Consider the following 17975-nt stretch of genomic DNA (forward strand, 5'->3'; position numbering starts at 1 on the left):
GCTGTCCTAGCCTACGGGAGCGCCAATGCCCAAGATCGAGATCGACAAGGCCCAGCGGATCGAGGGCTCGAACTACCCGCCGCCGTTCGACCGGCCGTGCCATGACCAGTGGTCGCGCAAGCTCGGCGACGCGGCGGGCCTCAGCCAGTTCGGCGTCAACCTGACCCGGCTTGCGCCCGGCGCCTGGACCTCGCAGCGGCACTGGCACAGCCACGAAGACGAGTTCGTCTGGGTGCTGGAGGGCGAGGTGGTGCTGGTCGAGACGGCGGGCGAGACGACGCTCGAGGCCGGCGACTGCGCGGGCTGGAAGGCGGGCGTACGCGACGGCCATCACCTGCAGAACCGCTCCGGGCGCGAGGCGGTGATCCTGGAGATCGGCAGCCGGCTTCCCGAGCGCGACGGCTGCGACTACCCGGACCTCGACATGGTCGCGAGGCCCGGCGAGGCCTTCTACCGCCGCCGCGACGGGACGCCGTACCGCCCTAATCCCTGAGCAGCTCGTTGATCGAGGTCTTCGACCGCGTGCGCTCGTCGACGGTCTTCATGATCACCGCGCAGTAGGTCGAGGGCAGGGCCGGGTCGTGGGCGTTGGGCCGCGAGCCGGAGACCACCACCGAGTAGGGCGGCACCTCGCCCAGGAAGGTGCGGCCGGTGCGGCGCTCGACGATCGGCGTGGTCGAGGTGATGTAGACGCCCATCGAGAGCACGCTGCCTTCGCGCACGACGACGCCCTCGGCCACTTCCGAGCGGGCGCCGATGAAGCAATTGTCCTCGATGATCGTCGGATTGGCCTGCAAGGGCTCCAGCACCCCGCCGATGCCGGCCCCGCCGGAGATGTGGCAGTGCTTGCCCACCTGGGCGCAGGAGCCCACCGTGGCCCAGCCGTCGACCATGGTCCCTTCGTCCACATAGGCGCCGATGTTGACGATCGAGGGCAGCAGCACCACGCCCTTGGCCACATAGGCGCCCTTGCGCACGATCGCCCCGGGCAGCGCGCGGAAGCCCGCCTGCTCGAACCGCGCGGCGTCCCAGCCGGCGAACTTCAGCGGCACCTTGTCCCACCAGGGGCCCGGCGCATCGGCCTCGACGATCTGGTTGGGGGTGAGGCGGAAGAACAGCAGGATCGCCTGCTTGGCCCACTGGTGGACGTTCCACTGGCCGTCGCCGCCGCGCTCGGCGACCCGCAGGCGCCCGGAATCCAGCCGCTCAAGGGTCTCCATCACCGCCTCGCGCACCTCGCCCCCGGTGTCGTGGCCGATCGCCTCGCGGTTCTCCCACGCGGCCTCGACGATGCGCTTCAGGTCGTCCATTCAGGCGGCCTCCCTCACCTGGGCGTCCCTCAGGAAGGGCGCGAGCTTCTCGGTCTTATAGTCGACGAACGGCGCGGTCGAAGCCGGCGCGTGCGGCCCCACCAGCACCGTGGTCATGCCGAGCGCGGCGGCCGGCGCCAGGTTGCGCTCGGCGTCCTCGAAGAAGGCGGTGGCCTGCGGCGCGACCGCGTGCTCGGCGCTCATCCGCCGGAACACGTCCGGGTCGGGCTTGGGGACGTAGTCGAACGAGCCGATGTGGAACACCTCGTCGAACAGCTCATCCAGGCCCAGCCGTTCGAGCACGCGGCGGGCGTGGACGTCGTCGGCGTTGGTGAAGATCAGCCGCCGGCCTGGCAGCCGCCCGATCGCCTCGACCAGCTCCGGATCGCGCGCCAGGCTCTCCAGCGACAGGTCGTGGAACAGGGCGTGGTAATCCGCAGGGTCGACGCCATGGTGCAGCATCAGGCCGGTGAGGCTGAGCCCGTGATCCCTGAGATAGACCTTCTGCAGCTTGTAGGCCTCTTCGCGCTGCAGGCCGGTGACCTTGACGACGAAGTCGGTGATGCGCCGCTCGATCTCGCCCATGAAGCCGCTCTCGACCGGGTAGAGGGTGTTGTCCAGGTCGAACAGCCAGGTCTCGATGTGGCGCAGGTCGGCGGTCATCGGCAGACCAGCGTGCCCGCCCCGTGCTCGGTGAACAGCTCGACCAGCATGGCGTGCGGCCGCCGCCCGTCGAGGATGACCACCGCCTCGACGCCCGCCTCCACCGCGTGGATCGCGGTCTCCAGCTTGGGGATCATGCCCCCGGTGGCCACGCCCCTGGCGATCGCGGCGCGCGCCTGCGTCACGCTCAGCTGCCGGATCAGTTCGCCGGACTTGTCCAGCACGCCGGCGACGTCGGTCAGCAGCAGCATGCGCTTGGCCTTCAGCGCGCCGGCCAGCGCGCCCGCCACGGTGTCGGCGTTGATGTTGTAGGTGTCGCCCGCGGCCGAGACGCCGATCGGGGCGATCACGGGGATATAGTCCTCGTCGGCGTAGATCAGGGCCTCGATCAGCTTGGGATCGACGGTCTTGGGCTCGCCCACGAAGCCCAGGTCGACCATGCGCTCGATTTCGGAATCCGGGTCCTTCTTCGTGCGGGTGACCTTCTCGACGGTGATCAGCCGGGCGTCCTTGCCGGAGAGGCCCACGCCGCGCACGTCGGCCTCGGCGCCGGCCTGGGTGATCCAGCTCGCGATCTCTTTGTTGATCGCCCCGGAGAGGACCATTTCGGCCACCTCCATGGTGGCCTCGTCGGTGACCCGCAGCCCGTCGACGAAGGTCGACTTGACGCCGGCCTTCTCCAGCATGGCGGAGATCTGCGGGCCGCCGCCGTGCACCACGACCGGATGCAGCCCCAGCATCTTCAGCAGCACGGCGTCGGCCGCGAACAGCTTGGCGACCTGCTCCTCGCCCATGGCGTGGCCGCCGTATTTGATGACCACCGTCGAGCGGTCGTAGGTCTGGATGTAGGGCAGCGCCTCGGCGAGCGTCTTGGCCGTCGCCCAGCCCTGGCCTTGGCTCTCGTCGCTCAACGTCCCGTCCCGCCGCGTTCGAAAATCCGGAGCGCTCCGATAGCGGACGCGGGGGGCGGTGTCACGTTTGGCGGCGCGGCGGCTACGGCGGAGGCAGGCAGGCCGCGGCGATCTCGGCGCGCAACTCGGGCAGACCGGTCCCGGTCTCGGCCGAGGTGGCGACCACGCGCGGAAAGGCGGCGGCGCGCCGCGAGACCTGGGCCAGGCTCCCGGCGCTGACGGCGGCGATCTCGGAGTCCTTCAGCTTGTCGGCCTTGGTGAGCACGACCTGGTAGGAGACGGCGGCTTCGTCGAGCGCGTCCAGCGCCTCCGCATCCACCGCCTTCAGACCGTGCCGCGCGTCGATCAAGAGGTACGCGCGCTTGAGGTTCGGGCGGCCCCGAAGATAGGCGCGGCCCAGGTTCTGGAACTTCCGCGTCTCGCTGCGGCTCGCCCGCGCGAAACCGTAGCCCGGCAGGTCCACGAGCCGAAGCCGCTCGTCCAGGACAAAGAAATTGACCTCCCGCGTGCGGCCCGGCGCGTTCGAGGCGCGCGCCAGGTGGCCGCGGCCGGTGAGCGCGTTGATCAGGGAGCTCTTGCCGACGTTGGAGCGGCCGGCGAAGGCCACCTCCGGCAAATCCGACGCGGGGAGGTCCTCGGTCCTCGTCGCGCCCATCAGGAAGCGGGCCTCACGGGCGAACAGCTTGCGCGCCGCCTCCAGCGCCTCGGGATCGAAGGCGGTCCCGTCCGTCACTTGGCCTTGCCGCTGATCCGGCCGATCAGCCGGTCGATCGGATTGTCCACCTTGAAGCGGCGCATGATCACGTACTGCTGCAGCGTGGTGAGCACGTTCGACCAGGTCCAGTAGATCAAGAGGCCCACCGCGAACGGCGCCATGATGAAAGTGAAGATGATCGGCATCAGCTGGAAGATGCGCTGCTGGGCCGGATCGCCGGCCGGCGGGCTCATCGACGTGGAGAGCCACATAGTCAGGCCGTAGATCAGCGGCATGACCCCGATGTGCAGGTTGGAATCGAGCAGCCCGCCGATCAGCGGGGCGTGCGCCGGATTCCACGGGATCAGGCCGAACAGGTTCCACACCGTCGTCGGATCGCGCGCCGAGAGGTCGTGAATCCAGCCCATGAAGGGCGCCTGGCGCATTTCGATGGTGACGGTGAGCACCTTGTAGAGCGAATAGAACACAGGGATCTGAAGAAGGATCGGAAGACAGCCGGCCAGCGGGTTCACCTTCTCGCGGCTGTAGAGGGCCATCATCTCCTGCTGCTGCTTGGCCGGATCGTCCTTGTAGCGCTTGCGCATCTCCTCCACGAGCGGCTGCACCTTCTTCATCTTGCTCATCGACTCGTAGGACTTGTTCGCGAGCGGGAAGAAGACCAGGCGCACGATGACCGTGAGCAGCAGGATCGCCACGCCCACGCTGCCGACGTGCTGATAGAGGTAGATCAACAGCATGAAGATCGGCTTGGTGAGGAACCACAGGTGCCCCCAGTCGACCGCGTCGTCGAAGCGGGGCACCCCGAGCCGCTGTTCGTAGGCCTGCAGCACCGGCACGCTCTTGGCGCCGGCGAAGAAGCGGGTCGTCTCGGTCGTGGTCTGGCCGGGCTGGACGGTGCGCGGCTGGCCCACGACGTTGGCGGCGAAGACGTCGAGGTCGCCCGCCTTGTTGGCGGTGAACTGGCCGGTGACCCGCTCGGACTGGTTGGGCACGATCGCCGCCAGCCAGTACTTGTCCGTGATGCCGAGCCAGCCGCCCTTGGACGGCAGCTGCGGTCCGCCCCCCTTCTTCGCCCAATCCTTGTACTTGATGAGCGTGAGCGTCGGCTTCTCGACCCCGGTCGCGCCGACCGCGCCCTCATGGACGATCGAGGAGTTGGTGGTGGGCGGCGGCAAGCCCTGGCGCTGCACGGAGCCGTAGGGCGCGAGCGTCACCGGCGCGCCCGAGGCGTTGCTCACGGTTTCCGAGACCGTGAACATGAACTTGTCGTCCACTTCGATCCGGCGGGTGAAGGTCAGCCCCTGGCCGTTGACGTAGGTCAGGACGATCGGCGAACCGGGGGCGAGGCGGGATCCGTCGCTCAGGGTCCAAACCGTGTCGTAGGCCGGAAGCCCCGGCACGCTGGAGCCGGTCCAGCCGAACTCGGCGAACCAGGCCTGCGGGGTGCCCTCCGGGCGCAGGAGCTCGACCGGCGGGGCGTTCTTGTCGACGCTCTGCCGATAGGTGGTGAGGAACAGGTCGTCGATGCGCGCGCCGCGCAGCGAGATCGAACCCTTCAGATCCGGCGTCTCGATCGCCACGCGCGGGCTGGCCGCCAGCACCGCCTGGCGGGTGGCTGGGTTCGGGACCTTCAGGGACCCGGCCGGCGGATTGGCGCCGACAGTGGTCGCCTGCGCCGCTGCGGCGGCGCGCTGATGCGCGGCGACCTCGGCCTGCCGCTTCTCCGCCGGCTGCAGGACGAAGGTTTCGTAGAGGACGAACAGCGCGAAGGCGCAGACGAGAAAGATGATCGTGTTGCGGGTCTCGTCTTGCATCTCGGAAGGCGCGCTCAGTCGGCTTGAGGAGAGGAGGCGGACGGATCGGGGACCCGGCTGTCGCGGTCGGCGGCGAGCCTTATCAGCGCGGTTTTCACATCGTCAAGCAAACGGGCCCAGGGACGGGTGGTCACGCCGCCGCGGGCGATGAGCACATAGTCGAATCCCGGCCGTGCATGCTCAGGGACGAGCAGGCGGGCGGCCTCGCGCATCCGCCGCTTGGCGCGGTTGCGCACGACGGCCCCGCCGATCCGCCGAGTGGCGGTGAATCCGACCCGCACCAGCGGGGCCGCGTCACGCGGCCGCGCCTGGATCACCACGGCGCCGCGCGCGGCCGACGGCGCCTTGGCGCAGGCCAGGAAATCGGCGCGTTTCTTCAGCCGTTCGATGCGGAAGGCGGCCGCAGACATCGGGCGAGCCTATAGCGGGCTTCGGCGGCTAACCCCAGGGGCCGGGCTTGTGATCCGGCGCGCCCGGCGGTTCAGGGGAAGCTTCGGCGGGATCGGACCAGGGGCCCGGACGTATCGGGGCCGCCGCCGGCGCGCTCGCCGGCAAGGCCGGCTCGGCCGAGCGGCCGCCGGCATACTGCTGCAGGGCCGCGATGCGCTTGGCGATCGGCGGATGGGTGACGAACAGCCCGAACACGCCTTCATCCCTGTCCTCGAAGAACATCGCCCGGACGGATTGCGGCGCCTCCAGGTGCTCGTGGCCGGCGACCTTCATCAGCGCGGAAATCATGGCGTCCGGATTCTTGGTCAGCTGCACCGAGCCCGCGTCGGCCACGTACTCGCGGCGACGCGAGAGCGCCATCTGCACGACGATGGCCAGCAGGTAGCCCACGGCGGCGATCACGACGGCGAGCATCAGGAACAGGCCCAGATTGCCGCTGCGGTCGCGGCTGCGGACCCGCAGGCCGCCCCACGAACCCCAGTAGAGCGCCCGGAAGGCGAGCTGGCAGATGAGCGTGATGATGCCGACGAAGACCGCGGCCACCACCATGGTGCGGACATCGCGGTTGATGATGTGTGACAACTCGTGGGCCAGCACCGCCTCGAGCTCGTCGCGGTCCAGGTTGTCGAGCAGCCCGCGGGTCACGGTCACCGAAAAGCGGCCCTCGTGCAGACCGCTCGCGAAGGCGTTCATGCCGTCGGTCTCGATGATCCGCAGCGTGGGCGTCCGCAGCCCGCGCGAGATGCAGAGGTTCTCGAGGAGGTTGTAGAGCTCGGGCGCGTCGCCGCGCTCCACCGCCCGCGCGCCGGTCACGCCGTCGATGATCGCCTGATTGCACAGGTAGGCGATGGCGAACCAGACGACCGCGACGACGATGGCCAGTGGCGCGGAGCCGAGGATCAGGCCCGCGAGGCTGGCGCCCGGCGGGACCTGCACCATGCCCGCGGCGGCCGCCGCGGCTTCCAGGGCCGCGATCATGCCCATCAGCAGGATCGGGAAGCCCGCCAGAAGCAGGATCGAGCGGACGTTGTTGTTCCAGATGTAGGTCTGCAGACCGAGCGCCTGCATGGCGGGGCCCTTCGGCTAGAACTTCACCTGCGGCGCGCTCGCGGCCGCCGCGCGGTCGGCGCCGAGGTCGAAGAACTCTCGCGGCTGGAAGCCCATGGCGGCGGCGAACAGCACCGCCGGGAAGGCCTGGATCGAGGCGTTGAACTCGCGAACGGCGTTGTTGAAGTAGCGGCGCGCGGCCGCGAGCTTGTTCTCGATGTCGGAGAGCTGGCTCTGCAGGTTCATGAAGTTGGCGTTGGCCTTGAGGTCCGGATAGGCCTCGGCCACCGCCATCAGCCGGCCGAGCGAGGCGCTGAGCGCGTTCTCGGCGGCGATCTTGCTGTCGACCGTGCCGGCGCTGGCGGCCGCGGCGCGCGCCTGGGTCACCTCGTCCAGCGTGCCGCGCTCGTGGCCGGCGTAGCCCTTCACGGTCTCGACCAGATTGGGCACGAGATCGAGCCGCTGCTTCAGCTGGACGTCGATGTCGGCGAACGCCTCGTTGGTGTTCTGCCGAAGCGCGACCAGGCGGTTGTAGGTCCCGATCGCCATCAGGCCGAGAACGACCACGATGACGACGATCACGATGAGAATTGTCATTCCTAAATCCCCGAGATGCGCCCCATAGGTAAGGGCGCGGCGGGGATTGGGCCAGCATCGGCCGGATGAGGGATTTGTAACTCGCCCCCTCGAACCGGCGGCGCCGAGGACGCGGCGGCTAGGCGCTCAGGCGCGTGCGGCCCTTGGCGCGGCGACGGGCGAGCACCTTCTGGCCGTTCTTGGTGGACATCCGCAGACGGAAGCCGTGACGGCGCTTGCGCACGAGGCGGGACGGCTGAAAGGTCCGCTTCACGGGACGGCTCCGGGGTGGAAAATCAGGCGGCGGTGGATAGGTTATGGGCGGATCGGAGTCAACCGCCGCTCGCCATGGGCGGCCGTTGCGCCTATAGCTCTTGCCGTGCGCCGTCGGGCGTGTGCCGCCAGCGGAGCGGTCGATCAAACCCGGCGCGGCGCCCCTTGAGCGCATCCGATGACATCTTCCTTCGCGGCCGAACCGGCCCGCACCGCGGCGAGCTTCGCCGGCGCGGCCAGCTTGCGCGGCTTGCCGCCGGTCTGGGCCCGCTGCGCATGACCATCATCCCGCGCGGGCCGAGCCGCGACACCAGCTTCCGCGTCGTCCTGCGCGGGGCGGTCTGGGAAGTGACCAAGAACAACCGCTTCTATGGGGACTACCTCAATCGCGAGCAGGCGGTCCGGGGCGCCTGCTACGGCGCGCGCGCCGTGGAGGCCTCCGGCGGGGAGGCCCGCGTGCTGGCCCCGCCGAGCGAGCAGGTCATCGACCACCGCGATCCCGCGATCGCCTCCTGACCGTCTGGAGACCCGCGTGAGCCCGCTCGACCGGACGCCCTTCTTTTCGCCCCGCAACGTGCCCCTGTGGGCCGGATTGGTCATCGCCGCGATCTTCGCCGCCGCTCTGATCGGCCGGCTGAGCGGCGATCCGGCCGTGGACCACGACAGCCTGATGCAGGTGCTGGGGCTGGTCGCCGTGATCGGTCCCACGCTGGCGCTCGGGCTGGGCCTGGCGATCGCCTCGCGGCGTCGGCAGGCCGCAGAGCGCGCCGACTTCGCCGAACCGCCTCCCGCCGCCGATTGACCCGAAAGGTCCCGCCGATGTCCACCTACAATCCACGCGAGCAGCAGCCGGTGCGCCGCGAGCTCACCGACCCCCGTTCCTCCCACGGGCCTGCGGCGCAGGGGATGCGCAAGACCATCCTCAACGATATGCGCAGCACGCGCTGGCGGCCGGCCTGAGGTCCGCCGCGCCATGGGTCTCCTGGACTGGTTCTCCAGCCTCGCGCCCAGCGCCGCGGAGATACGCGCGGAGGTCTGGAAGCTGGGCGTGCGGCACCGCGGCGAGCCCCTGAACGGCGCCTTGCAGGAGCTTCGCGAGGCGTCCGTCACGCCGGCCCGCGCCGTCCTTCTCAGAGCCTGCGTGCAGCAGCTCCGCGCGCGCTGAGGCCGGACGCCGCGACCGCCGGTTCGGCAGCCGGGCTCAGAGGTCCGGGCGGATGACGGTCTTGCCGACGACCTTGCGCTCGGCGAGCGAATCCAGCGCCTCGCGCCACTCGGCGAGCGGATATTCCTTGTCGACGCGCGGATGCACCTTGCCCTCCTCGGCCAGGCGCCAGATGGCCTCCTGGTTCTCGCGGCCCTTGTCGGGGAACTGGCGGCCGAATTCGCCGGCCCGCACGCCGATCACCGAGAACCCCTTGATCAGCGCGATGTTGACCGGCAGCACCGGCAGCCGCCCCGAAGTGAAGCCGATCGAAAGGATGCGGCCGCCGAAGGCGATGCAGCGCAGGCTCTCGTCGAACACGTCGCCGCCGACCGGATCGTAGATGACATCGGCGCCCTTGCCGCCGGTGAGCGCCTTGACCTGCTCGCGGAAGCCGCCGGTCACGTTGACGATGGCGTCCGGCCGATACTCGCGCTCGACGATGGCCAGCTTCGCGTCGGACGCCGAGGCGGCGATCACCTTCGCCCCCAGAAGCCGCGCAAGGTCCACTGCAGCCAGGCCCACGCCGCCCGCCGCGCCGTGCACCAGCACCCACTCGCCGGGTTCGGTCCGGCCGCAGCGGACCAGTCCGACGTAGGCGGTGAGGTAGGCGACGGAGTAGCCGGCGGCCTGCGAAAAGCTCAGGCCCTCGGGCTTGCGCCGCAGGCCGGCCGCCGGCGCGACGACATATTCCGAAAAGCCGCCGCGGCCGCCGCCGGCCACCGCATCGCCCAGCTTCCAGCCGCTGACGCCCTCGCCAAGCGCGTCGATCTCGCCGGCCATCTCCATGCCGGGCACGAAGGGCAGCGGCGGCTTGTGCTGATGCTCGCCGCGAGTCTGCATCAGGTCCGGGAAGTTGACCGCCGCGGCGCGCACCTTGACCCGCACCTCGCCGGGGCCCGGGTCGGGCGTCGGAAGATCGCGCAGCCGCACGCCGGCATAGTCGGGCGCCAGGGCTTCGACGACGACCGCGCGCATCAGGCGATCCGGCCGGCCATCAGGCCTGCGCCTTGGGCAGGCCCTTCAGGCCGTTGAGGATCATGGCGGTGGCGAACTCGGCGGCGGCGTGGGTGTCGATCGGACGCCGCTCCAGCATCTTGTCGCCGACCTCGCGCGCGACGGCGATGCAGGCCGCGGCCATGTAGTCCGGATCCGAGACCGGGCCCTTGCGGCCGGCGATCGCCTGCTCCATCGCCTCGCGCACCTCGCTGAAGACCGCGGTCATCTCCGGCGTCTCGCCCTGCACATGGACGTGCGGCTCGTCCGGCGGACGCCTGGCGGTCCAGTTGCGGTGCTCGTCGGCCAGGAACTCGAAATAGGCCTCGATCGCCCGGCGCACGAAGATCTCGAAGTCGCCCGCGGCCTGCGCCCGGATGGCCTTCAGCTGCGGGCCGAAGCGGCGCGCGCCCTCGTCGGCCAGCGCGGCGAACACCTCCTCCTTGGAACGGTAGTAGTTGTAGAAGGTGCCGGCCGCGAGCCCGGTGCGGCGGATGATGTCCCTGACGGTGGCGGTCTCGTAGCCGAGCTCGCCGAACACCTCGCGCGCCGCATCGAGGATCGCCTGACGGTTCTGGACCTTGGTCTGCTCGCGCTTGCCGACCGCGGGGAGATAGGCGACCTGGGACATGCTCATCCGGCTGACTCAAAAGTGACGCGCGTCATTGTAGAGGCCGCACGCCGCTCCCCGCAAGCGGCGCGGGAGAGGAGCGCTAAACCGTCCTTTGCGCGCGGTCCTTCTCGTTGGCGCCGCGGATGGCGTTGCGGGCGGCCTCCCACTCGGCGTCGCCCCAGCTGGCGAGGTCGGCGCGGCCGCGGCCCGCCAGATGTCCGCCGCCGTCGATGGCGATGGTCTGGCCGTTCACATAGGCCGAGCCCGGGTGCAGCAGATAGACCGCGAGGTTGGCGAGCTCGCGCATCTCGCCGGTGCGGCCCAGCGGGATGGTCGGATCGGCCGTCTCGCGCTCGGCGGCGCGGCCGGGGGACAGGCGCGCCCAGGCGCCCTCGGTCGGGAAGGGCCCCGGCGCGATGGCGTTCAGGCGGATGCCGCGGTTGCCCCACTCCACGGCGAGCGACTGGGTCATCACGTTCAGCCCGGCCTTGGACATCGCCGAGGGCACGGTGAAGGGGCCGCCGTGCCAGACCCAGGTGGTCAGGATCGAGACCACCGAGGCGTGCCTGCTCTCGGCGAGCCAGCGCTTGCCGCAGTCCAGGGTCACGAAGAACGAGCCGCGGAACACGATATTGGCGATGGCGTCGAAGCCGCGGGGCGACAGGTCCTCGGTGCGGCTGATGAAGTTGCCCGCAGCGTTGTTGACCAGGCCGCTCAGCGCCCCGCCGTCGGCCCAGACCTGGTCGAGCATGTCGTGGATGGCCTCCGGCACGCGGATGTCGCAGGCGAGCCCGACGCACTTGCCGCCGTGCGCGTCGGTCAGCGCCTTGGCCGTCTCCTCCACCACCCCGCCGCGGCGGCCGCAGATGTAGACCTGGGCCCCCAGCATGAGGCAGGCCTCGGCCATCACCTTGCCCAGACCGGTGCCGCCGCCGGTGATCAGGATCCGCTCGCCCTTCATCAGCCCCTCGCGGAACATCAGGTCGCTCATCGAAAGCTCGGCCATCGGGGCTCCTCCTCGCCTTGGCCGAACTGCGGCGCCTTCACGCGAGGGAGGTCAAGGCTCTTGACGCGGCGCGGCGGCCGAGGCGCTTAAGGAGGCATGGAGCTCATCCTCATCCGCCATGGCCTGCCGGTGCGCAGCGCCGAGACCGCCGATCCGCCGCTGTCGCCGGAGGGTCACGAGCAGGCGCGCCGCGTCGCCCGCTGGCTGGCCCACGAGCGCATCGAGGCGGTCTACTCCAGCCCGATGGTCCGCGCGGTGCAGACCGCCGAGCCGTTCGTCGGCGCGCACGGCCACGAGCTGAGCCTGCATCCGGGCGTCGTCGAATTCGATCGTGACACCGGGACCTACGTGCCGCTCGAGGTGCTGAAGCAGGAGGACTACGAGGCCTGGAAGGTCTTCGTGGCCGGCGGCGGCGCGCCGGACATCGCGGGCTTCCAGAAGCTGGTCGTGGCGTCTCTCGAGGAGATCATCGCGGCCAACCAGGGCCGCCGCGTCGCTGTGTTCTGCCACGGCGGGGTGATCAACGTCTGGACGGCGCATGTGCTCGGCATGGCGCCCCGGCTGTTCTTCGAGCCCGGCTACACCTCGGTGCACCGCTACCTCTGCGCCCGTTCGGGCGAGCGCAACGTGGTGGCGCTCAACGAGCGCGCCCATCTCTCGGACCGCTGGGCCGTGCTCGCCGAGGCCTAGAATTCCGCCAGCAGCTCGGCGGCGCCGAGATCCTCGATGGCCGTGCAGACCCGTCGGCTCCATTCGAAGAAGAAGGCGAGACCCCGCTCGTTCGACGGATCGAGGCTTCCGATCGCCACCACCGGCCAGATCCAGCCGAAGACGGCGCAGAGCCGATAATCCCGCCACGCCTCGTCGGGGCCATAACCCGCGACCCCGCCGGTCCGCAGGGTCTCGGCGTAGAGCCGCACGAGCTCGGCCTCTCCGGCGCGGCGGTCCTCGACGCTCAGATTGCCGGTCAGCAGATAGGCGAGATCGAACGCCCCGCGGCCCTTGAGCACGATCTGCCAGTCGACGACGGCGAGCGAGCCGCCGTCGGCGCCGAAGAAGAAGTTGTCGGCCCGGAAGTCGCCGTGGATCAGCGTGCAGGGTGGCTCAGACAGCCGGTGCATGATCTTCTGGATGCGGCTTCCCAGCCGATCGCCGACGGCGCGCATCGGCTCCGGCAGCCGATCGCCCAGGAACGCGGCGTAGGGCGCCCAGCACTGCTGGAAGACGCCCTCCAGGACGAGCATTGAGGGATCGGAGAAGGCGGGCAGCCAGGCGATGGCGTCCAGTTCCGGCGCCTGCCACCAGCGCGCTTGCAGCCTGCCGAGGGTCTGGACGGCAAGCGACGCCTCGGCGCGCGAGAGGCCCTTCAGCTGGTCGCCGTTGCGGCGCGGCGCGAGGTCCTCGAGCAACAGCGCGAAGTCGCCGCTCTGCGGGTCGAACGCCTGGTAATAGGCGCGCGGCGCATGGATCGGGCACTCCGCCGCCATTTGCTCGTAGAAGCGAGCCTCCTTCTCGTAGTGCCGGAAGGTCGCGGCGACGCCCCGCGCGCCGGGATCCGGACTCGGGAATTTCGCGATCACCGTGCGCGGCGCGGCCGGCGCCTCGCGGTCGTAGGCCAGCGACAGCCGGCTCACCACGCCCATGAAGCCCACGCCTTCGCCCACCCGATCGGCGGAGAAGCCGGTGATCCGCGCGCCCAGCGCCTCGGCGCCGCCCAGCGCGGCGGTCAGCCAGTCCGGCGTCAGGGCCTCGCAGCAGATCGGGAATGCGGATTGCGACACGACGCGCCTCCGGTCTGGCCGAAGCCCTACGGGACGCCTGAACGCCAGCTAAGGCAAGGGCTTAGCCGGTGCGCTGCAGGAGCGCCATGGCGCCGGCGGGCGCGCGCACCTTGCCCTCGTGGATCACGAAGACATAGACGTCGCGCGGGACCTTCGGCGCCTCCTCCGGCGAGATGGCCGCGAGGTCGGCCGGCCGGCCGCCCTCGGCGTAGGTCCGGAAGCGCTGCGCCCACAGGTCGAGGTCCTTCGGCGCGTAGGCGGTCTCGATCTGGTCGGAGCCGGTCTGCAGGCGCGCATAGACCACCGGGCCGGTGACGTCGGCGATCATCGGATAGGTCTCGTGATCGGCCAGGCAGATCGCGACCCCGCGCCTGCGGCAGAGCGCCACGAACTCGGGCGTGCGGAAGCTCGCGTGCCGCGGCTCGACCACATGGACGAGCGGCAGGCCGTCCAGCCTGTCGGGCAGGAGCTTCAGGAATCCCTCGAAGTCCGCGGGGTCGAACTTCTTGGTCGCCATGAATTGCCAGAGGATCGGCCCCAGGCGGTCGCCGAGCTCGGAGATGCCCTGGTGCAGGAACCGCTCCAGGGACTCGCCCATGCCGGCGAGCTCGCGCCGGTTGGTGCAGAAGCGGCTCGCCTTGACCGCGAACTTGAAGCCGTCGGGCGTGGCCGCCCGCCACTTCGCCCAGCTGTCGGGCTTGAAGGTCGAATAGTAGGTGCCGTTGATCTCGATCGCGGAGACGTGGCGGGCGGCGTAGTCGAGCTCCTCGGCCTGCCTCAACCCCTTGGGGTAGAAGCTCCCGCGCCAGGGCTCGAAGGTCCAGCCGCCCATTCCGGCCCGGATGCGTCCCGCCTGCGCCATGGCGCCGCGTCCTCCGGCTACTTGCGTTGCGCCGCGGTCTTGTCCCGCGCCGCCTTGAACTCCGCACCCGGCTTCCACTGCGGCCACTCGCGGGAGTCCGCCAGCCTGCGGCCCAGGTCGTAGAGCACCTGAACTTCCTGGACCATGCCTGAGAGATCCCAATTGGGATCGTACTCGTCGGCCGGCTGATGGTAGCGCTCGCGGGTGTAGGCCTGCGCCGCGGCGCGGCCCGCGGCGATGCCGCCGTTCACCAGGTCGATGCCGCCGCTGACCGAGATGGCGGGCACGCCGCGCTTGGCGAACGAGAAGTGGTCCGAGCGGTAGAAGTGGCCGGCCTCCGGGCTCGGATCGGGGCTGTAGTAGAGCCCGTGCTGCTTGGCGACGGCCACCAGGTCGTCCCGCAGGGTCAGCGGGGCGTTGCCCGAGCTGGTCACGTCGCGCGTGGGCCCGTTGACGTTCATGACGTCCATGTTGATGTCGGCGACCGTCGTCGCCAGTGGATAGAGCGGGTTGGCCGCATAGTATTCCGAGCCCAGCAGGCCCTTCTCCTCGGAGGTGACCGACATGAACATCACCGAGCGGTCGGTGCGCGGCGCCTGGCCGAACAGCCGGGCGAGCTCGATCAGGCCGGCGACGCCCGAGGCGTTGTCCACCGCGCCGTTGTAGATCCGGTCGCCCCTGGCGTCCGGCAGGCCCACGCCCAGGTGGTCCCAGTGGGCGGTGTAGATCACCCGCTCGTTCGGGTGGCGCCTTCCGGGGAGAATTCCCACCACGTTGTGGGTGACGATCTTGCGCGCCTTCACCGCGAAATCGGTGGACCAGGTGACGCCCTTCAGGATCACCGGTCGGAAATCGCGGGTCTCAGCCACCTTCTTCAGCTGATCGTAATCGAGGCCGGCCGCCTTGAAGAGCTCGACCGTCGGGTCGTGCTGGATCCAGCCTTCCAGCGGCACGTGCGCCTTCGCCGGATCCTTGCGGATAATGTCGAAGACCGGGTTGGTGTTGGAATTCTTGACCGTGTTCCAGCCGTAGGAGGCGGGCGCGATCTCGTGGATCACGATCATGCCCAGGGCGCCGCGCCGGGCCGCCTCCTCGTACTTGTAGGTCCAGCGGCCGTAGTAGGTCATCGCCTTGCCGCCGAAGGCGCACCCGTTTTCGCACTTGGGCGCGGTTTCGAAGTCGGGGTCGTTGACCAGGACGAGGGCGATCTTGCCGTGCAGGTCGACGCCCTTGTAATCGTCCCAGTTCCGTTCCGGCGCGGTCACGCCATAGCCCACGAACACCACCGGGGCGTCCTTGATCGAGACGTGCGTCTGGCCGGTCTGGGCGGCCCTCAGCGCCACCTCCTCGCCCTGCTTCCAGGTGAGCGTCCTGCCGCCCGCGGTGACGCTCACCCTGACCGGGCCTTGGATCTCGAAGTCGGCCAGCGGCACGTTCTGGGTCCAGCTGCGCCCGGTCTTGGTCTTGTCGCCCCCCGGCTGCAGCCCGGCCGCCTTGAACTGCGTCTCGATGTAGCCGACCGACTTGGTCTCGCCGATCGTCGCCGGCGCGCGGCCCTGGAACGCGTCCGAGGACAGGACCTTGATGTCCTGTTTCATCAGGGCGGGGTCGATCCGCCCCGAAGCGGCGTGGGCCGGGCCAGAAACCAGCACGGCGGCGGCCGCCAGGAGGATAAGCCCTTGCATTGCGGCTCCCGGTGAGGTGCGAAGTTGCGCGACCAATAGCGGCGCGGCGCCAAAACGGCTAGGCCGTCGCCCGGTTTGGTTTATATCCACCGCGCAATCCAGGCGCGGGGCCGCCGTGGTCTAGGGCGGGCGGCGCGTCCAGGTCGCCGCGGTATGGAGTTGGCGCATCCGTCATCGCCCCCGGCGGCGACCAGCGGGTGAGGGGGAGCTTCGCTTAAGCCGTCCAATGCATCCGGTCCGGTTCGCAGTCCTCGCCGCCGCCCTGGCGCTCGCCGCGTGCGCGCACGCCCGCAAACCCGAGGTCGCCCTGCCCGCGGCGTACGAATCGCTGCCGCCGACGACGCCGGCCGTGGCGGCCTCGGCGCAGCCGATCGATCGCTGGTGGACGCGCTTCGGAGATGCCCAACTCGATGGCCTGATCGAGCACGCGCTGACCGCCAACCCGGACGCCCGCAGCGCCGCCGCGCGCCTGCGCGAGGCCCGCGCCACGGCGCTGAGCGGGCTGACCGTGTTCCTGCCGCAGGGCGACGCCGCGGGCTCGGCCGAGAAGACCCACACCAAGCAGATCGCGGGCACGGTTTTCAGCTTCCCGGGATTCTCGACCGGCGGGACCAGCGAGCAGGACGCCGCCAACCTCAACGTCTCCTGGGAGGTCGACCTGTTCGGGCGGATCTTCGCAGCGAGCCGCGTGGCCCGCGCCGACGTCGCCGCCGCCCGCTTCGACTACGAGGCCGCCCGCTGGGCGCTGGCCGCCCAGGTCGCCGACGCCTATTTCCAGGCCAAGGGACTCGCCATCCAGCTCGCCGACGCCCGCGAGACGGTGCGCATCGAGCAGGAGCTTTACGACCTGGCGGTGCGGCGCGGCCGGGCGGGCCTGTCGCCCACGAGCGACGCCGACCGCGTGGCGGGCGACCTCGCCCAGGCCAGGGCGCAGGCGGAGGATCTCGCGGCCCAGCTGCAGGCCGAGCGCCGCCAGTTGCTGATCCTCGCCGGGCGGCCGATCGAGCCCACGGCGAGCCTCGACCTGCCGCCGACCGTCGGCGTCCTGCCGCTCGTGCCGGCCAGCCTGCCGAGCCAGCTCCTGGCCCGCCGCCCCGACGTCCGCGAGGCGCACGAGCGGATGGCCGCGGCCGCCGGCCAGCTGACGCTCGCCGACCTCGCGTTTTTTCCGACCCTCAACTTCACCCCAGGCGTCGGGTGGCAGAAGATCGTCCAGCCCGGCTTCAGCGCCACCACCGAGAGCTGGACGGTGGGGTTCCGCGGGACCCAGCCGGTGTTCTCCATCCCCAAGCTGATGGCCGACCTGAAGGCGCAGGACGCCCGCACCGAGCAGGCCGTCATCGCCTACGAGAAGGCCGTGCAGACCGCCTTCGGCGAGGCCGAAGCCGCGCTCGTGCGCCTCGACGCCGACCGCCGCCGGGCGGCCCTGCTGAGCGATGGCGAGGTCCGCGCCCGCCGCGCCTACGAGGCGTCGCGTCTGGGCTATGAGCGGGGGCTCACCGATCTGCAGACGGCGCTCTCCGCCGAGCAGGCCTGGCGCGGCGTGCGCACGCAGCTCACCGGCGCCGAGGTCGCCGGCCTGCGCCAGGCGGTCGCCGCCTTCAAGGCGATCGGCGGCGGCTGGCCGGCCGGGACCCGGGTCACGGGCGACTCAGGGCAAGACAGGACCAGCAAGGTGACCCGTCCATGAGCCGCCGCATCGTCCTCCTCGCCGTGATGGGCGCGCTTGCGCTCGCCGGCTGCCGCAAGCCGCCGCCGCCCAGGACCACCGCCGCCGACCAGGCGCGGAGCGTGAGCGTCGCGCGCGTCGAGCCGCGGGCCATCACCGGCGCGCTCGCCGCCTCGGGCGACCTGATGCCGCGCGAGGAAGCCGCCGTCCTGCCGGAGGTCGCGGGCTATCGCGTGGCCAAGGTGCTGGTCGACGTGGGCGACTATGTGAAGAAGGGCCAGACCCTGGTGGAGCTGGACCCCGCCCTGATCCAGGCCCAGCTGGCCCAGGCCGAGGCCAATGTCGCCCAGGCCCAGGCCCAGGCCGCCCAGGCGGCCGAACAGGCCGCGCGGGTGAAGGA

General features: G+C 70.5%; 23 protein-coding genes. 8 read left to right on the plus strand and 15 right to left on the minus strand.

Features of this window, described 5'->3' with window-relative positions:
- The first annotated feature begins 25 nt into the window (after positions 1–25).
- Positions 26–493, plus strand: a complete 468-nt coding sequence (locus VLI41_RS07475) for a cupin domain-containing protein (protein WP_325267444.1) — start codon at positions 26–28, stop codon at positions 491–493.
- Here VLI41_RS07475 and dapD read toward each other — a convergent pair.
- From dapD to rpmH, 9 genes are all read right to left on the minus strand, one after another.
- Entirely contained in the window at positions 483–1310 is an 828-nt protein-coding gene (gene dapD, locus VLI41_RS07480; RefSeq protein WP_325267445.1) for a 2,3,4,5-tetrahydropyridine-2,6-dicarboxylate N-succinyltransferase, read from the minus strand. The two genes, VLI41_RS07475 and dapD, sit on opposite strands and share 11 nt — an antisense overlap.
- Positions 1311–1973: a pyrimidine 5'-nucleotidase gene (locus VLI41_RS07485; protein ID WP_325267446.1), complete on the minus strand. Its 663-nt coding sequence runs from the start codon at positions 1971–1973 to the stop codon at positions 1311–1313.
- The gene (argB, locus tag VLI41_RS07490; protein ID WP_325267447.1) at positions 1970–2884 is read right to left on the minus strand and encodes an acetylglutamate kinase; all 915 of its coding nucleotides are present in this window, start codon (positions 2882–2884) and stop codon (positions 1970–1972) included. Before argB ends, VLI41_RS07485 begins: the two co-directional genes overlap by 4 nt.
- A gap of 82 nt (positions 2885–2966) precedes the next feature.
- On the minus strand, positions 2967–3617 hold the full coding sequence (gene yihA, locus VLI41_RS07495; protein ID WP_325267448.1) for a ribosome biogenesis GTP-binding protein YihA/YsxC: 651 nt from the start codon (positions 3615–3617) through the stop codon (positions 2967–2969).
- Positions 3614–5413 carry a membrane protein insertase YidC gene (yidC, locus tag VLI41_RS07500; protein WP_325267449.1) on the minus strand — a complete coding sequence of 600 codons (1800 nt, stop codon included), beginning with the start codon at positions 5411–5413 and terminating at the stop codon, positions 3614–3616. Before yidC ends, yihA begins: the two co-directional genes overlap by 4 nt.
- Positions 5414–5427: 14 nt before the next feature.
- Positions 5428–5823, minus strand: coding sequence for a ribonuclease P protein component (rnpA, locus tag VLI41_RS07505; RefSeq protein WP_325267450.1), 396 nt, complete (start codon positions 5821–5823; stop codon positions 5428–5430).
- 28 nt (positions 5824–5851) lie between these two features.
- Complete coding sequence (locus tag VLI41_RS07510; RefSeq protein WP_325267451.1) at positions 5852–6931, minus strand: M48 family metallopeptidase; 1080 nt, start codon at positions 6929–6931, stop codon at positions 5852–5854.
- Positions 6932–6946: 15 nt separating this feature from the next.
- Positions 6947–7507 (minus strand): LemA family protein, encoded by a 561-nt coding sequence (locus VLI41_RS07515; protein ID WP_325267452.1) that lies wholly within the window; start codon positions 7505–7507, stop codon positions 6947–6949.
- A gap of 118 nt (positions 7508–7625) precedes the next feature.
- Positions 7626–7760, minus strand: a complete 135-nt coding sequence (gene rpmH / locus VLI41_RS07520; RefSeq protein ID WP_325267453.1) for a 50S ribosomal protein L34 — start codon at positions 7758–7760, stop codon at positions 7626–7628.
- Positions 7761–7924: 164 nt separating this feature from the next.
- Here rpmH and VLI41_RS07525 point away from each other — a divergent pair, with 164 nt between their 5' ends.
- From VLI41_RS07525 to VLI41_RS07540, 4 genes are read left to right on the plus strand one after another with little or no spacing between them, the layout of a single operon-like run.
- Positions 7925–8275 carry a hypothetical protein gene (locus VLI41_RS07525; protein WP_325267454.1) on the plus strand — a complete coding sequence of 117 codons (351 nt, stop codon included), beginning with the start codon at positions 7925–7927 and terminating at the stop codon, positions 8273–8275.
- Positions 8276–8291: 16 nt separating this feature from the next.
- Positions 8292–8561: a hypothetical protein gene (locus VLI41_RS07530; RefSeq protein WP_325267455.1), complete on the plus strand. Its 270-nt coding sequence runs from the start codon at positions 8292–8294 to the stop codon at positions 8559–8561.
- 17 nt (positions 8562–8578) lie between these two features.
- Complete coding sequence (locus tag VLI41_RS07535; RefSeq protein ID WP_325267456.1) at positions 8579–8719, plus strand: hypothetical protein; 141 nt, start codon at positions 8579–8581, stop codon at positions 8717–8719.
- 13 nt (positions 8720–8732) lie between these two features.
- Positions 8733–8924 carry a hypothetical protein gene (locus VLI41_RS07540; protein ID WP_325267457.1) on the plus strand — a complete coding sequence of 64 codons (192 nt, stop codon included), beginning with the start codon at positions 8733–8735 and terminating at the stop codon, positions 8922–8924.
- A gap of 36 nt (positions 8925–8960) precedes the next feature.
- Here VLI41_RS07540 and VLI41_RS07545 read toward each other — a convergent pair whose 3' ends face one another.
- The 3 genes from VLI41_RS07545 to VLI41_RS07555 form a co-directional block, all read right to left on the minus strand.
- Positions 8961–9941, minus strand: coding sequence for an NADPH:quinone oxidoreductase family protein (locus VLI41_RS07545; RefSeq protein ID WP_325267458.1), 981 nt, complete (start codon positions 9939–9941; stop codon positions 8961–8963).
- 19 nt (positions 9942–9960) lie between these two features.
- Positions 9961–10596: a TetR/AcrR family transcriptional regulator gene (locus VLI41_RS07550; protein WP_325267459.1), complete on the minus strand. Its 636-nt coding sequence runs from the start codon at positions 10594–10596 to the stop codon at positions 9961–9963.
- 76 nt (positions 10597–10672) lie between these two features.
- The gene (locus VLI41_RS07555) at positions 10673–11578 is read right to left on the minus strand and encodes an SDR family oxidoreductase (RefSeq protein ID WP_325267460.1); all 906 of its coding nucleotides are present in this window, start codon (positions 11576–11578) and stop codon (positions 10673–10675) included.
- Positions 11579–11674: 96 nt separating this feature from the next.
- On the opposite strand from VLI41_RS07555, the gene VLI41_RS07560 reads away from it, so the two are divergent.
- On the plus strand, positions 11675–12268 hold the full coding sequence (locus tag VLI41_RS07560) for a histidine phosphatase family protein (protein WP_325267461.1): 594 nt from the start codon (positions 11675–11677) through the stop codon (positions 12266–12268).
- On the opposite strand, the gene VLI41_RS07565 is transcribed toward VLI41_RS07560, so the two are convergent.
- From VLI41_RS07565 to VLI41_RS07575, 3 genes are all read right to left on the minus strand, one after another.
- On the minus strand, positions 12265–13359 hold the full coding sequence (locus VLI41_RS07565) for a phosphotransferase (protein ID WP_325267462.1): 1095 nt from the start codon (positions 13357–13359) through the stop codon (positions 12265–12267). The two genes, VLI41_RS07560 and VLI41_RS07565, sit on opposite strands and share 4 nt — an antisense overlap.
- A 61-nt stretch (positions 13360–13420) precedes the next feature.
- Entirely contained in the window at positions 13421–14221 is an 801-nt protein-coding gene (locus VLI41_RS07570; protein ID WP_325267463.1) for a DUF72 domain-containing protein, read from the minus strand.
- 17 nt (positions 14222–14238) lie between these two features.
- Positions 14239–15906 (minus strand): M28 family metallopeptidase, encoded by a 1668-nt coding sequence (locus VLI41_RS07575; RefSeq protein WP_325267464.1) that lies wholly within the window; start codon positions 15904–15906, stop codon positions 14239–14241.
- 226 nt (positions 15907–16132) lie between these two features.
- On the opposite strand from VLI41_RS07575, the gene VLI41_RS07580 reads away from it, so the two are divergent.
- Positions 16133–17596 carry a TolC family protein gene (locus tag VLI41_RS07580; RefSeq protein WP_325267465.1) on the plus strand — a complete coding sequence of 488 codons (1464 nt, stop codon included), beginning with the start codon at positions 16133–16135 and terminating at the stop codon, positions 17594–17596.
- Positions 17593–17975, plus strand: a 383-nt coding sequence (locus VLI41_RS07585) for a biotin/lipoyl-binding protein (protein WP_325267466.1), incomplete at its 3' end; no start/stop codon positions are given. The genes VLI41_RS07580 and VLI41_RS07585, both read left to right, overlap by 4 nt.

Source organism: Phenylobacterium sp., from assembly GCF_035475775.1.
Taxonomy (GTDB): Bacteria; Pseudomonadota; Alphaproteobacteria; order Caulobacterales; family Caulobacteraceae; genus Phenylobacterium.

Bases quoted from the DNA above. Each gene is read 5' to 3' on its own strand.
- VLI41_RS07475 (WP_325267444.1), top strand. From the start codon at position 26: ATGCCCAAGATCGAGATCGACAAGGCCCAGCGGATCGAGGGCTCGAAC.
- dapD (WP_325267445.1), bottom strand. From the start codon at position 1,310: ATGGACGACCTGAAGCGCATCGTCGAGGCCGCGTGGGAGAACCGCGAG.
- VLI41_RS07485 (WP_325267446.1), bottom strand. From the start codon at position 1,973: ATGACCGCCGACCTGCGCCACATCGAGACCTGGCTGTTCGACCTGGAC.
- yidC (WP_325267449.1), bottom strand. From the start codon at position 5,413: ATGCAAGACGAGACCCGCAACACGATCATCTTTCTCGTCTGCGCCTTC.
- rnpA (WP_325267450.1), bottom strand. From the start codon at position 5,823: ATGTCTGCGGCCGCCTTCCGCATCGAACGGCTGAAGAAACGCGCCGAT.
- VLI41_RS07510 (WP_325267451.1), bottom strand. From the start codon at position 6,931: ATGCAGGCGCTCGGTCTGCAGACCTACATCTGGAACAACAACGTCCGC.
- VLI41_RS07515 (WP_325267452.1), bottom strand. From the start codon at position 7,507: ATGACAATTCTCATCGTGATCGTCGTCATCGTGGTCGTTCTCGGCCTG.
- VLI41_RS07535 (WP_325267456.1), top strand. From the start codon at position 8,579: ATGTCCACCTACAATCCACGCGAGCAGCAGCCGGTGCGCCGCGAGCTC.
- VLI41_RS07540 (WP_325267457.1), top strand. From the start codon at position 8,733: ATGGGTCTCCTGGACTGGTTCTCCAGCCTCGCGCCCAGCGCCGCGGAG.
- VLI41_RS07545 (WP_325267458.1), bottom strand. From the start codon at position 9,941: ATGCGCGCGGTCGTCGTCGAAGCCCTGGCGCCCGACTATGCCGGCGTG.
- VLI41_RS07550 (WP_325267459.1), bottom strand. From the start codon at position 10,596: ATGAGCATGTCCCAGGTCGCCTATCTCCCCGCGGTCGGCAAGCGCGAG.
- VLI41_RS07555 (WP_325267460.1), bottom strand. From the start codon at position 11,578: ATGGCCGAGCTTTCGATGAGCGACCTGATGTTCCGCGAGGGGCTGATG.
- VLI41_RS07560 (WP_325267461.1), top strand. From the start codon at position 11,675: ATGGAGCTCATCCTCATCCGCCATGGCCTGCCGGTGCGCAGCGCCGAG.
- VLI41_RS07570 (WP_325267463.1), bottom strand. From the start codon at position 14,221: ATGGCGCAGGCGGGACGCATCCGGGCCGGAATGGGCGGCTGGACCTTC.
- VLI41_RS07575 (WP_325267464.1), bottom strand. From the start codon at position 15,906: ATGCAAGGGCTTATCCTCCTGGCGGCCGCCGCCGTGCTGGTTTCTGGC.
- VLI41_RS07580 (WP_325267465.1), top strand. From the start codon at position 16,133: ATGCATCCGGTCCGGTTCGCAGTCCTCGCCGCCGCCCTGGCGCTCGCC.